Origin of the sequence: Pelagibacterium halotolerans, assembly GCF_044811015.1 — a bacterium.
Taxonomy (GTDB): Bacteria; Pseudomonadota; Alphaproteobacteria; order Rhizobiales; family Devosiaceae; genus Pelagibacterium; species Pelagibacterium halotolerans_A.
Genome location: NZ_CP085243.1, coordinates 3,630,300 through 3,643,302 on the forward strand (window position 1 = coordinate 3,630,300; position 13,003 = coordinate 3,643,302).

Below are 13,003 nucleotides of genomic sequence, written 5' to 3' on the forward strand. Positions count from 1 at the left end.
AACATGGTGCAAAAGAGTAATCCGGCCCCACTGGCGCGCGACGCTATGGCCTATGTGCTCGCGGGAGGGCGTGGCACGCGGCTTATGGAGTTGACCGACCGGCGCGCGAAACCGGCGGTTTATTTCGGGGGGAAATCGCGCATTATCGATTTCGCGCTCAGTAATGCCATCAATTCGGGCATCCGGCGCATTTCCGTGGCGACACAATATCAGGCCCATAGCCTGATCCGCCACTTGCAACGGGGCTGGAATTTTCTGCGCACCGAGCGGAACGAGAGCTTCGATATCCTGCCCGCCAGCCAGCGGGTGGCCGAAGACCTTTGGTATGCGGGAACCGCCGATGCGGTCTATCAGAACATCGACATCATCGAGGACTACAACGCCAAGTACATCGTGGTGCTCGCTGGCGATCACGTCTACAAGATGGACTACGAAATCATGTTGCGCCAGCACGTCGATACCGGCGCGGATGTCACTGTTGGCTGCCTTGAAGTGCCGACATCCGAAGCCTCGGCCTTCGGTGTCATGCATGTGGACGGGCGCGACCGGATCATCGATTTTGTCGAAAAACCCAAGGATCCGCCCTCGATCCCGGACAAACCTGGCATCTCGCTCGCCTCGATGGGCATCTACGTCTTCGAGACCAGCTTTTTGATGGACCAGCTTCGCCGTGACGCCGCGACCGAAGGGTCCAACCGCGATTTCGGGAAAGACATCATCCCTCATATCGTCAAGAACGGTTCGGCCTGGGCGCACCGGTTCCCCCGCTCCTGTGTGCGATCCGAGAACGAGCCGGTTTCCTACTGGAAGGATGTGGGCACCATCGATGCCTATTGGGAGGCCAATGTCGATCTTACCGACGTCGAACCCCAGCTCGATCTTTACGACCGCGACTGGCCGATCTGGACCCATGCCGAAATTACGCCGCCGGCCAAGTTCGTGCACGACATCGAGGGCCGGCGCGGGCAGGCGATTTCCTCTCTGGTTTCCGGCGATTGCATCGTTTCGGGCGCGCAGCTCAAGCGCACACTTTTGTCCACCGGTGCGCGGGTCAACTCCTATTCCGAACTCACCGACAGCGTGGTCCTGCCGCGTTGTACGGTCAATCGCGGCGTGCGGCTCACCAAGGTCGTGGTCGATGCGCGCGTCGAGCTCCCTGAAGGGCTCGTCGTGGGCGAAGATCCCGAGTTCGACGCCAAATGGTTCCGGCGCACCGAAAACGGCGTCGTGCTCATTACCCAACCTATGATCAACCGCTATCTGGCCAGTCAATGATGGACGTTCTTTCGGTCGCTTCGGAGGTCTATCCGCTCGTCAAGACCGGAGGGCTTGCAGATGTCGCCGGCGCTCTGCCCGGAGCGCTGGCTGCTCACGATGTTTCCATGCGCACGCTGGTACCGGGCTATCCGCAAGTACTGTCGGCGCTCAAGCGTGGCCGCAAGGTCGCCGAGTTCGACAACCTGTTCGGCGGGCCGGCGCAACTGCTCGCGGGCCGGGCCGAGGGGCTCGACCTCATCGTCATTGCGGCCCCGCATCTTTATGAACGCGCCGGCGGCATTTACGTCGACGAGTTCGGGAAGGACTGGTCCGACAACTGGGCCCGCTTCGCAGCGCTCGGTTGGGTTGCCGCCGAACTCGCCAAGGGGCTTGTCGAAGGCTACGCACCCGAAATCGTGCATGCTCATGACTGGCAGGGCGCTATGGCTGCGGCCTATGTCGCCTTTGGCGGGGATACCGAGACCCAAGTCGTGGTCACCATCCACAACCTTGCCTTCCAAGGCCAGTTCGGAGCCGAGATCTTCCCGCATCTCAAACTGCCGGATGCTGCCTTCACTGTGCATGGGGTGGAGTATTACGGTGGGGTCGGATTCCTAAAAGGCGGGCTCCAATGCGCGCATGCGATCACCACGGTTTCGCCTACCTATGCCCGCGAAATCCGGACCCCGGAATACGGCATGGGGCTCGAGGGACTCCTCAACCAGCGCGGCTATGACCTGCATGGCATTCTCAACGGCATCAATACCGATGCCTGGAACCCGCAGACCGACCCGGCTCTCGCCAAACCTTATGGCGCGAGCACTATATCCAAGCGCAGCGCCAACAAGCTCGCGCTCGCCCAGCGCTTCGGGCTCGATCAATCCGATGGCCCGCTGTTTGGCATAGTGAGCCGGTTGACCTGGCAGAAGGGCATCGATCTCGTTGCGGCGAATATCGATTGGCTCGTTACGCTCGGGGGCCAGTTGGCGGTACTCGGCTCAGGTGAACCGCAGCTTGAGGCTGCGCTCGCGGAGGCCGCGGCGCGTCATCCGGGACGGGTCGGGTTCGTTTCGGCCTATGACGAAGCGCTGTCGCATCTTATTCAGGGCGGCGCCGATGTGATGTTCGTACCCTCGCGCTTCGAGCCGTGCGGACTCACCCAGCTTTACGGCCTGCGCTATGGCGCCGTCCCTCTGGTTTCGCGTGTGGGTGGGCTCGCCGACACCATCATCGACGCCAACGCCGCCGCCGTCGAAGCGGGCGTTGCGACCGGCGTTCAATTCTCGCCGGTCGAATCGGACGCGCTGGGCGAAGCCATCCTGCGCACGATGAACCTGTACGGCCAGCCTGCCGCATGGAGCCGCATGCAACGCAAGGGCATGAAGACTGACGTTTCGTGGAACAAGAGCGCCGAGAAGTACGCTGCGCTTTACACTTCGCTTTTGAGGTGAGGGCCTGCTAACACGGATGGACAGGGGTTTGATTTTGCATAAAACGTTCAATGCCAAGTGTTTTCCCGCAGCCAAGGGGCTCCCCTTGGCAAGGGGAAACGCGCCGGCAGTGGACGATTTATGCAAAACCCTTCGGGCGGGTCATGGTCCAGCCCCTTGTCGCGAAAAATTCCGCTTGCAGGCGTCAGCCTGCGGCGCGAAATTTTCCACGAAAGGCTCTCGGACCATGACCCGTCAAACCCCTGTCCATCCGTGTTAGCAGGCCCTAGCTAAATGACGATCAAGACCATCGCCACCACACCCTATGACGACCAGAAGCCCGGTACATCAGGTCTTCGCAAACGCGTTACGCATTTCCAGCAGCCCAATTACGTCGAGAACTTTGTTCAGGCGTTGTTCGACAGTCTGCCCGGGCATGAAGGCCAGACGCTCGTCATTGGCGGCGATGGGCGCTATTTCAACGATGCCGTGATCCAGATTGCCATCCGTATGGCGGCGGCCAACGGGTTCGGCAAGGTGATGGTCGGACAGGGCGGTATCCTCTCGACCCCCGGCGCGTCGCACATCATCCGGCATTACAAGGCGTTCGGCGGCATTGTCTTGTCGGCAAGCCACAATCCCGGCGGGCCGGAGGGCGATTTCGGGATCAAATATAATGCTTCAAACGGCGGTCCGGCACCTGAGAAGATCACCGACGCGGTCTACGAGCGGACCAAACAGATCACCGAATACAAGAGCGTCGACACCTCCGATGTCGATCTCTCCACCCTCGGCGTGCACGAGGTTGCGGGCATGGCGGTCGAGGTCATCGATCCGGTGGCCGATTATGCCGCGCTCATGGAGACGCTTTTCGATTTCGACGCGATCGCAGCCATGTTCGCATCGGGCTTCCGCATGCGGTTCGACGCCATGCACGCGGTCACCGGCCCCTATGCCAAGGCGATTATCGAGGGCCGGCTGGGGGCGCCGGAGGGCACAGTGGTGAACGCCGTGCCACTGCCCGATTTCGGCGGCGGTCACCCGGACCCCAATCTCGTTTACGCCAAGGAGCTCTACGATCTCCTGATGGGTCCCGACGCTCCCGACTTCGGCGCCGCCTCGGACGGGGACGGAGACCGCAACCTCATCATTGGCCGCAATCGCTTCGTTACGCCCTCGGACTCGCTTGCGCTGTTGGCGGCCAACGCGCATCTTGCGCCGGGCTACGCCAAGGGCATTGCGGGTATCGCGCGTTCGATGCCCACCAGCGCGGCAGCGGACCGAGTGGCCGAAAAGCTCGGTATCGAAATGCACGAGACGCCCACGGGCTGGAAGTTCTTCGGCAATTTGCTCGATGCCGGCCGGGTGACGATCTGCGGTGAGGAAAGCGCGGGTACCGGTTCGGACCATGTTCGCGAAAAGGACGGCCTTTGGGCCGTGCTGTTGTGGCTCAACATCCTGGCGGCGCGCAAGCAGAGCGTCGACGAGATCGTCCGAGAGCACTGGACTACCTACGGCAGGAACTATTATTCCCGGCATGACTACGAGGAGGTCGACGCCGGCGCTGCCAACCAACTCATGGACGATCTGCGTGCCCGTTTGCCGCAATTGCGCGAGGCCGGTCTGGATGGCCGCGACGTGGTCCTGGCGGATGATTTCTCCTATCTCGATCCGGTCGATGGGTCGACGGCAACGAAGCAGGGTGTGCGCATCGGCTTTGCTGACGGCTCGCGCATCGTTTTCCGCCTCTCAGGCACCGGTACCGTCGGCGCGACGTTGCGCGTCTATATCGAGCGCTACGAACCTGCTGCAGGTGCGCACGACCGGGACACCCAGGAGGCGCTCGCCGACCTGATCGCGCTGGCGGACAGTGTCGCTCAGATCAAGGCGCGCACTGGCCGCGATGGGCCGACAGTGATCACCTAGAACCTGACTCAAAAGTCTGACGGGTCGGTTTGGCGACGCATTTTCTTCAAGCTCTAAGGTCGATTTTTTCGTCCACGATAACCTTGTGCCTCCGCAAAAGCGGGGGAGAACTGCTTACGGCGCTTGAGATGGCGTGGAAATGCCGCTCATACCTTGTTCAGCTTGCCGCAAGCCTACATATGGCGTGAGTCGCGCGCAGCGTGACGTTGTCGATGGAGCACGAAGGAAAAGACGTTGGAGGGGAGCAGGACGCACCCGCAAAATTCAGCTCTGGGGTTGGCCGATACCCACATGTCCCTCGGTGCCACCGTGACCGAGACAGGCGTCAATTTCGCCGTTTATAGCGAAACGGCGGAAAAGATCTGGGTGTGCCTCTTCAACGAACTCGACGTTGAAACCGATCGCATTGAACTGACGCGTCGGGACGACGCGGTTTGGCACGGTCATATCCACGGGCTTCGCGCCGGTGTCCGGTACGGCCTGCGCGCCGACGGACGGTTCGATCCCGCACAGGGCTACCATTTCGATCCCAACAAGCTCCTCGTCGACCCTTATGCGCGCCGTATCGACCGGACATTCCTGCTCAGTCCCAAATTGAGCCTGCCGCGTTCGCAAAGCGTGGATACAGCGCCGATCATGCCCAAGGCGATTGTCACGGGTGCGCAGCGCGAGCCGGTGGAGATCCACGACACCTCCCGGCCCAACCTCATTTACGAACTGAACGTCCGTCCTTTTTCCATGCGGCATCCGGCCGTGCAAGGCCCCCTGCGCGGGACGGTCGGCGGGCTGATGTCGCGCGAAGTCATCGACCATCTCAAGCATATTGGGGTGGATGTCGTCGAATTGATGCCGGTGGCCGGGTGGGTGGACGATGGGCACCTGCCGGCCCTCGGGCTCACCAATGTTTGGGGCTATAACCCGGTCACCTATTTCGCTCCCGATCCGCGTATCATGCCGCGCGGGCCTCAGGAGTTGCGGGCTCTCACAGATCGCTACCGCGAGCATGGCATCCGCGTTGTGCTCGATGTCGTCTACAACCACACCGGCGAAGGTGCGAAGGATGGCCCGGTTCTCTCGATGCGCGGGCTCGACGCGCGCACCTATTACCGCCATGTGGAAGAGGACGGACGGCTGCGGTTGGTCAACGATACGGGTACAGGCAACACGCTCCAATGCGATCATCCCGCGGTGCAGGACCTCATCGTGGACAGCCTCAAATACTGGGTCCGCGACCTCGGCATTGCGGGCTTCCGCTTCGACCTCGCGACGATATTGGGACGCTCCCTCAACGGGTTCTCGACGGATGCGGAACTGCTCGAGCGCATCCGAACCGATGATGTCCTGAGCGAATGCCTGTTGATTGCCGAGCCCTGGGACCCCGGTCCGGGCGGCTATCAGGTCGGTCAGTTCGGCGAGCCGTTCCTCGAATGGAACGACAAATATCGCGACAAGGTGCGCCGGTTCTGGAAGGGCGAGGCTCACACGCTCAACGGGCTTGCCACGCGCCTTGCGGGGTCGGCGGACCAGTTCAACCACGACGACCGCAAGCCCTCGGCCAGCGTCAATTTCCTCGCGGCGCATGACGGGTTCACGTTACGCGATCTGGTCTCCTATGCGCAAAAGCACAACATGGCCAATGGCGAAGAAAACCGGGACGGGCATAGCGCCAATTATTCATGGAACAACGGCGTCGAAGGACCAACCGACGACCCGGACGTTCTGGCCGCCCGCGAACGGGACGTTCGCGCGCTATTGACGACGCTCTTTGTCTCCCACGGCACGCCGATGCTGACTGCCGGCGACGAATTTGGCCGTACACAGGGTGGCAACAACAACGCCTATGCCCAGGATGACGAGACGACGTGGCTCGATTGGACCACAGCTGACCGCGATCTTGTCGACTACGTGGCCGCGCTGTCGCGGTTCCGGCGGGATCACCCGGCGCTTAACGCCGATACCTTCCTGACCGGAGAGGTCCACGACGGGCACAAGGATGTCGCCTGGCTCCATCCGGACGGAGGGGAAATGGACGAGGCAGACTGGAACGCGCCGGACGCCTCCGTGCTTGGCATGTTTATGCATGAGGCAGGCGAGACCATGCTCGTCTGGTTCAACCGGCGCACCGAGCCGGTTGAAGCGGTCATGCCTCATGAAAGCGGCATCGCGTTCGAGGTTGTGCTTGTTTCGGACAAACATGCCCGGGCGGTCGTCGCGGAAGATCGGATAACGCTACCGCCGCGCTCAGTGGTGGTCATGACCGGCACTGTTGCTTAGTGCGTTCCCGACGCCGGGACGGCTTAGGGCAGGACCTTGGGGTGAGGCGCCGCGTTGCGCTGGCTAGCACGCCGGGTCCTCGGACCGATGACGACAATTCTGCCCCAAAGCAGAACAGCATTGCCTAATGGTCTTCACCGTCCCTTGTCGGAACCGTGACAGGCAGTCGCAGTTGTGCCGCTTTGCGCAGAACGCGTTAACGTTTCCTCACAGTTCTGGAGGAATTGTTTTTCTCGTGAGGTTGGTCCGAGCTTTTCAAATAGCCGCTAATCGTGCGGCTTTATCTATCTCACTAATAGTTATTTTAAATGCCTGAAAATTTCGTGATATTAATAGTCAATGTTGAGTTCGGTGGTTAATACGTAACGAACTAGCAATCCAATTCCTCCTTACGGGTTTTGTTTACTCAAATTAGAACATGTTCGGCTCTCGCGTTTGAGGGCAGCTTGAGTAACTGGAGGCCAAGATGAAACGGACGCTAGGAATTGCGGCTGCGGCGCTGCTTATGGGAAGTGCGCTGACTACGCCAGTATCCGCCCAATTGCTGGGTGGGGCACTTGACGGCATTGTCGATATCGACGCCGATGACGGAGTGAGCATCGGTGTCCTGGACGATACGGCGAATGTCACCATCGGCGGTGGTGGTGTGGACGCCAATATTTTGGACAACACGGCCACAGCCAGTGTCGGTGTCGGCGGCGATAACGGTCTTGTGGATGCCGATGCCGGCGTTCTAGACGATACGGTTACCGCCAGGGTCGGTGTCGGGGGTGACGACGATATTCTCGACGTCGGTGTCGACATCGGCGGCGGTGGCGCCGACGATGATGACGATAATGGGGGCGGTTCTGGTGGCGGAGGCGGCGGTTCCGGCGGCGGTGGCTCTGGCGGCGATGGCTCCGGCGGGGGCGGTTCGGGCGGTGGTGGCTCCGGCGGGGGCGGTGGTTCCGGCTTCGGCATTGCCGGCGGGGGCGGTTCCCAGGTGCCTGTCGGATACTCCGCATCCTGCGCAAACCAGGATGCCGGTCCTGTCCTCAATATGATCGCCCAGACACGCTCATACGAGAACCTGATCGGGAACTGGTCCAGTGCCGTCGACGTGACCATTATCGGGCTGTGTGAGGACTTGCGAAACCAGGCGATGGGTCTGGCTCAGGCCAATGGCGTCGGAGCGGCCCAGGGGGCAGCGGCTCGCAATCCGGTCGTCAATGCCGCGCTTGCGCAGAGCGGACGTTCGGCCAACGACATCCTCGCCTTCGGCGTGGACGGACGGACGCTGCGAATCTATACGCGCTAAGCCCGTATGTTGCAGATAACAGGAAAAGGCGCGCCAGTCCGGCGCGCCTTTTTCGGGCCTTACGCCGCGATCATGGTTTCGGCGGGCACATAGTCGTAACCGAGCACTTGCGCTACCGGTGCGCAGGTGATCTTGCCGGCAGAAACGTTTAACCCGTTGCGCAGGTGCATGTCGTCCGCGAGCGCTTGCTTCCACCCCTTGTTGGCGAGTGCCAGCGCGAAGGGAAGAGTGACGTTGTTGAGCGCATAGGTCGAGGTGCGCGCGACGGCGCCGGGCATGTTGGCCACGCAATAATGCACGATGCCATCGACGATATAGGTCGGATCGGCATGGGTGGTGGGCTTGGACGTCTCGAAGCATCCGCCCTGGTCGATTGCAACGTCGACCAGTACCGCGCCCTGCTGCATGGTGCCGAGCATGTCACGGGTTACGAGCTTGGGTGCGGCCGCACCTGGCACGAGGACGGCGCCGATCACGAGGTCCGCCTCCGCGACGCTTGCCGCGATGGCGGCGCTGTTGGCGTAGAGCACACGGGCCTGGGCACCGAAATGGCCCGAAAGCCGCTCGAGCGCCGCCGGGCTTTTGTCGAGAATGGTGACGTCCGCCTGCATGCCAACGGCCATTTGTGCGGCATGGAAGCCAACGACACCGCCTCCGATGATCGTGACCTTGCCCGGATGCACGCCCGGCACGCCACCGAGCAGCACGCCGCGGCCCCCATGTGCCTTTTCCAGCGCATTGGCACCCGCGTGCACGGACATCCGGCCCGCCACCTGGCTCATCGGCTTGAGAAGTGGCAGCGCGCCGGAGGGGTCGGTCACGGTTTCATAGGCTATGCAGATCGCGCCGGACTTGACGAGGTCGCGTGTCTGGTCGGGATCGGGCGCGAGGTGGAGGTAGGTGAACAGAATCTGTCCCTCGCGGAGCATTGCGCGCTCGACCGCCTGTGGTTCCTTGACCTTGACGATCATGTCCGCGGTCGAAAACACGGCTTTAGCGTCCGGCGCGATCTTCGCTCCCGCAGCCTCATAGGCTGCGTCGGCCGCCCCGATGCCGTCGCCGGCGCCGGTTTCGATTAGAAGCTCATGGCCATGTGCAACCAGCTCGGCAACGCTTTCGGGGGTCAGCCCGACCCGATATTCGTGATTCTTGATTTCCCTGGGTACGCCGATGCGCATCGTAAAACCTCCCCTCGGTGTTGGTGAAAGCAAAAGTCTAACGCCTGTCGTGCGCATATAGGTTGCATTCTCTATGCGAAATCGGGCAAACTTCGTGATGACATTCGAAAAGTTTGGGCATTTCGCGGATGAAATTGCATATTGCCGATATAGACCGCAAAATCCTCCGGACCATTCAGCGAGACTCCAGCCTCTCCATGGCTGAACTCGGCGCACAGGTGGGCTTGAGTGCATCGGCCTGCCACCGGCGTCTCAAAACGCTGGAGGAGCGGGGCGTGGTCGCGGGGTACCGGGCTGCGCTTGATCGCAACCAGCTTGGCTTCGCGATGCAATTTTTCATCGAGGTTTCGCTGGTCAGCCAGAGCGAAAAAGTGCTCGAAGCGTTCGAGACGGCGGTGCGCGCGATCCCCGAAATCCTGGAATGCCATCTGATGGCAGGTCAGTCCGACTATATATTGCGGATCGTCTGTGAGGACGCTGCGGCATTCGAAAGCCTGCACCGGGAGCTGGTTGCCAAGCTCCCCGGCGTGGCCCGTGTGCACTCGAACATGTGTATCCGCGAGGTTAAGGCGCTGGCAGGGCTACCGGTTTAGCCCGCCATGGTCGTCGAACGATGGGCCCAGCCCGTTGTACGTTTTTCAACCCACGCCATGAGCGCATACATCGCAATGCCTTCCACAGCGAGCATGACGAGCCCGGCAAAAACCAGGGGAACGTTGAACTGGCTCTGGGCAGCGCTCATCATGTAACCAAGCCCGGAATTTGCGGCGACGGTCTCCGAAATAACCGAACCGACGAAGGCCAGCGTGATGGCAACTTTGAGTGATCCGAAGAAATAGGGCATCGAGCGGGGAATGCCAACTTTGAGCATGATGTCCATCTTCTTCGCCCCAAGCGCGCGCAAAACGTCCTCGGTTTCCGGGTCGATGGTGGCGAGTCCTGTCGCCACGTTCACCACAATGGGGAAGAACGCGATCAGGAACGCCGTGAGGATGGCCGGTATCGTCCCGATGCCGAACCAGATGACCATCACCGGTACCACGGCGACCTTGGGAATGGCGTTGAATCCGACCATGATTGGGTAAAGCCCTGCATAGATCGCGCGCGACCAGCCAATCAGAAGCCCCAGCGCCATGCCGCCGGCGACTGCCATCAGAAACCCGACGCTTGTGGTGTAGAGCGTCTGGATCGAATGGCGCTGGATCGCGCCCCAATATTGCACGATGGCCTCGAAGATGCGGCTGGGCGCCGGTAGGATGGTATGCGGCACGCCGCTGATCCGGACGGCCGCCTCCCAGATTGCAAACAGGGCGATGGTGTAGATCCATGGCATCAGCGGCAGCCAGTTGAACGGCTTGCGTTCGACGGGAAGGTCATCGGCCGGCGTTGCAGTTTCGCTCGTGCTCATGCAGCCTCCCGCGCGTCTGCTATTTCGCCGCGCAGCGTGTGCACGACATCGTTGAAGCTGTTTTCGTACATAAGCCCGATATCGCGCGGCCGCGCGAAGCCGACTTGGTGCACCTTGAGCACGCGGCCTGGGCGGGCGCTCATGACGTGCACGGTATCGGCGAGAAACACAGCCTCGCGCAGGTCATGCGTGACGAGCACGATGGTGACGTCAGTGCTGGCATGCAGATCGCGGATCACCTGCCAGAGTTCTTCGCGCGTGAAAGCGTCCAGTGCACCGAACGGCTCGTCCAGCATCAGCAGTTCGGGCTCGTGGATGAGCGCGCGGCAGAGATTGGCGCGCTGCTGCATGCCGCCCGAAAGCTGCCATGGATATTTCGAGCCGAAGCCTTTAAGGCCGACGGTCTCCAGCAGATGCTCCGCCTTTTCGACATATTCTTTCTTATGCGCTCGCAATCGCTTGCGGTGCTTTTCGACGATCTCGAGTGGCAGGAGCACATTGTCGAGCGTCGTGCGCCAGGGCAGCATTGTCGGGTTCTGGAACGCCATGCCCACGATCGAGACGGGCTTGGTGACCTCCATGCCCGACACCGTCACGACGCCCTGCTGGGGGATATGAAGCCCCGTTACCAACTTCATCAGCGTCGACTTTCCGCACCCGGACGGCCCGACGACCGCGGCGAATTCCCCCCGCTTTACCCTCATATTGAGCCCTGACACTGCCAACGTGCCGCCCGGCCCGCCATAGCGCATGTCGACATTTTCGATTGTTACAAGATCGCTGCTGCTCATCGCATTGTCCTGTTGAAAAAAGGAGGCCGGGCACCCCTCGTGCCCGGCCCCACCGGCTGCACGCCTCCCCTTAGGGCAACATACGCTCTTCCTGAGGCGGCAGGTAACTTGCGTCGAAGACCTGTTCGGCGGTGATGTCGTCCGAAAGGCCGATGGAGAGCTTGAGGAACTCGATCGACCGGGCGAGACGCTCCATGTCTACATCGCCGAAGCCGTTCTCTTGAACGTAGGGCGTGTCGATGTTCATCGCATTCGCCATTTCTAGGCGCTCGGTCTCGACGTCGACGTCAAGGATGTCATTCCACGCGACCACCGCCGCAGCTCCGGCGGCGGGGTCTGCGACCGCATCGGCGAAGCCTTTGGTGAGCGCACGTAGCATGCCCTCAACCACTTCGGGGTTGGCTTCCGCAAAGTCGGTGTTGACCAGGATGGCGTTGCCGTAAAGGTCGAGCCCGTGTTCGGCCATGAGGATTGTTGCAATGTCCTCGTCGGGTACGCCTTGGGCTTTGAGGTTGAGGATCACCGAGAAGGCGAAGCCGAAGACCGCATCGACCTCTCCCTGGGCAAGCATGGGCTCGCGTACCGGAAAGCCGATTGATTCAATGGTGATATCCGAGGTGTCGATTCCTGCGACCTCGACAAAGGCCGGCCATTGCGCGAAAGCGCCATCTGGCGGCGGCGCGCCGAGGGTCTTGCCTTCGAGGGATGCAGGATCCTCTGTGACCCCGAGCGACTTGCGCCCGACCACTGCGAAGGTTGGGGTCTCGTAAATCATCATGACCGCTTTGACCGGTTGGCTGGGATCTTCGTCGAGGAACTTGATCAGCGAGTTGATGTCGCCGAAGCCCATGTCGTAAGTGCCGGTTGCAACGCGCGGGATGGCTTCGACCGAGCCGTTGCCGGTATCGATGGTGACGTCTAGCCCCTCTTGCGCGAAATAGCCGTTTTCTTCAGCCAGGACAAACCCTGCTGCCGGGCCTTCGAACCGCCAGTCGAGCGTGAAGCGCACGGGCGTGGTCTGCGCGAAGGCAGGCGCGGCGAGGCTTGCGCTGAAAAGGGTGATGCCGGCTGCTGCGATGAACAGTCTGCGGTTGAGCATGATTGGTTCCCCTTGATTGTCTCGGGACCAATATGAACGTCTGGATTTTTGACTGTAAAGTCAAAAATTGTGCACTTCTGCATTTTGCATAATCTCTGGGCATGATGTGTGTGCGCTTCAAGCGGCGAACGGCCGGCCGCAAATGGCTTCGGCGCCGCACGGTTCCAGCATCCGTCCCCATGACAAGGAGGTGAGCCGGAAACGCCCGCAAAGCGTTCGCGCTTCAAAAAGCTGCTGGTGTTTTTGCTTCGCCGATGTCGCAAAGGTGCAATCGTCCTGCCTTCGGCGCTGATAAGATCGCAGCGTTCAGGGAGGACGGTACTGAGCACCCACAGCCAAAGTG

The 13,003-nt window shown here is 61.2% G+C and carries 10 protein-coding genes; 6 read left to right on the forward strand and 4 right to left on the reverse strand.

The features are described from left to right. The first annotated feature begins 3 nt into the window (after positions 1-3). From glgC to LG281_RS17525, 5 genes are all read left to right on the forward strand, one after another. Positions 4-1,275 carry a glucose-1-phosphate adenylyltransferase gene (glgC, locus tag LG281_RS17505; protein WP_404403017.1) on the forward strand — a complete coding sequence of 424 codons (1,272 nt, stop codon included), beginning with the start codon at positions 4-6 and terminating at the stop codon, positions 1,273-1,275. After that, positions 1,275-2,708, forward strand: coding sequence for a glycogen synthase GlgA (gene glgA / locus LG281_RS17510; protein ID WP_404406810.1), 1,434 nt, complete (start codon positions 1,275-1,277; stop codon positions 2,706-2,708). Before glgC ends, glgA begins: the two co-directional genes overlap by 1 nt. Positions 2,709-2,981: 273 nt before the next feature. Continuing rightward, complete coding sequence (locus LG281_RS17515) at positions 2,982-4,613, forward strand: alpha-D-glucose phosphate-specific phosphoglucomutase (protein WP_404403019.1); 1,632 nt, start codon at positions 2,982-2,984, stop codon at positions 4,611-4,613. A 291-nt stretch (positions 4,614-4,904) separates the two neighbouring features. Then, positions 4,905-6,887 carry a glycogen debranching protein GlgX gene (gene glgX / locus LG281_RS17520; protein WP_404403021.1) on the forward strand — a complete coding sequence of 661 codons (1,983 nt, stop codon included), beginning with the start codon at positions 4,905-4,907 and terminating at the stop codon, positions 6,885-6,887. Between the two features lie 466 nt (positions 6,888-7,353). Further along, complete coding sequence (locus LG281_RS17525) at positions 7,354-8,184, forward strand: hypothetical protein (protein WP_404403023.1); 831 nt, start codon at positions 7,354-7,356, stop codon at positions 8,182-8,184. Positions 8,185-8,243: 59 nt separating this feature from the next. Here the strand turns inward: LG281_RS17525 and ald are convergent, their stop codons facing one another. Then, positions 8,244-9,362 carry an alanine dehydrogenase gene (ald, locus tag LG281_RS17530; protein WP_404403025.1) on the reverse strand — a complete coding sequence of 373 codons (1,119 nt, stop codon included), beginning with the start codon at positions 9,360-9,362 and terminating at the stop codon, positions 8,244-8,246. A gap of 128 nt (positions 9,363-9,490) precedes the next feature. On the opposite strand from ald, the gene LG281_RS17535 reads away from it, so the two are divergent. Further along, on the forward strand, positions 9,491-9,955 hold the full coding sequence (locus tag LG281_RS17535; RefSeq protein ID WP_404403027.1) for an Lrp/AsnC family transcriptional regulator: 465 nt from the start codon (positions 9,491-9,493) through the stop codon (positions 9,953-9,955). Here LG281_RS17535 and LG281_RS17540 read toward each other — a convergent pair. The 3 genes from LG281_RS17540 to LG281_RS17550 all read right to left on the reverse strand — a co-directional run bounded on the left by LG281_RS17540 (position 9,952) and on the right by LG281_RS17550 (position 12,660). Further along, complete coding sequence (locus LG281_RS17540; protein ID WP_404403029.1) at positions 9,952-10,770, reverse strand: ABC transporter permease; 819 nt, start codon at positions 10,768-10,770, stop codon at positions 9,952-9,954. The two genes, LG281_RS17535 and LG281_RS17540, sit on opposite strands and share 4 nt — an antisense overlap. Continuing rightward, positions 10,767-11,522: an ABC transporter ATP-binding protein gene (locus LG281_RS17545; protein ID WP_404406812.1), complete on the reverse strand. Its 756-nt coding sequence runs from the start codon at positions 11,520-11,522 to the stop codon at positions 10,767-10,769. Before LG281_RS17545 ends, LG281_RS17540 begins: the two co-directional genes overlap by 4 nt. Positions 11,523-11,631: 109 nt before the next feature. Next, on the reverse strand, positions 11,632-12,660 hold the full coding sequence (locus LG281_RS17550; RefSeq protein WP_404403031.1) for an ABC transporter substrate-binding protein: 1,029 nt from the start codon (positions 12,658-12,660) through the stop codon (positions 11,632-11,634). Between the last annotated feature and the right edge of the window lie 343 nt (positions 12,661-13,003).

Excerpts from the sequence above, each read along its gene's own strand:
- glgC (WP_404403017.1), top strand. The coding sequence starts at position 4 with ATGGTGCAAAAGAGTAATCCGGCCCCACTGGCGCGCGACGCTATGGCC.
- glgA (WP_404406810.1), top strand. The coding sequence starts at position 1,275 with ATGGACGTTCTTTCGGTCGCTTCGGAGGTCTATCCGCTCGTCAAGACC.
- ald (WP_404403025.1), bottom strand. The coding sequence starts at position 9,362 with ATGCGCATCGGCGTACCCAGGGAAATCAAGAATCACGAATATCGGGTC.
- LG281_RS17525 (WP_404403023.1), top strand. The coding sequence starts at position 7,354 with ATGAAACGGACGCTAGGAATTGCGGCTGCGGCGCTGCTTATGGGAAGT.
- LG281_RS17550 (WP_404403031.1), bottom strand. The coding sequence starts at position 12,660 with ATGCTCAACCGCAGACTGTTCATCGCAGCAGCCGGCATCACCCTTTTC.
- LG281_RS17535 (WP_404403027.1), top strand. The coding sequence starts at position 9,491 with ATGAAATTGCATATTGCCGATATAGACCGCAAAATCCTCCGGACCATT.
- LG281_RS17515 (WP_404403019.1), top strand. The coding sequence starts at position 2,982 with ATGACGATCAAGACCATCGCCACCACACCCTATGACGACCAGAAGCCC.
- LG281_RS17545 (WP_404406812.1), bottom strand. The coding sequence starts at position 11,522 with ATGCGCTATGGCGGGCCGGGCGGCACGTTGGCAGTGTCAGGGCTCAAT.
- LG281_RS17540 (WP_404403029.1), bottom strand. The coding sequence starts at position 10,770 with ATGAGCACGAGCGAAACTGCAACGCCGGCCGATGACCTTCCCGTCGAA.
- glgX (WP_404403021.1), top strand. The coding sequence starts at position 4,905 with ATGTCCCTCGGTGCCACCGTGACCGAGACAGGCGTCAATTTCGCCGTT.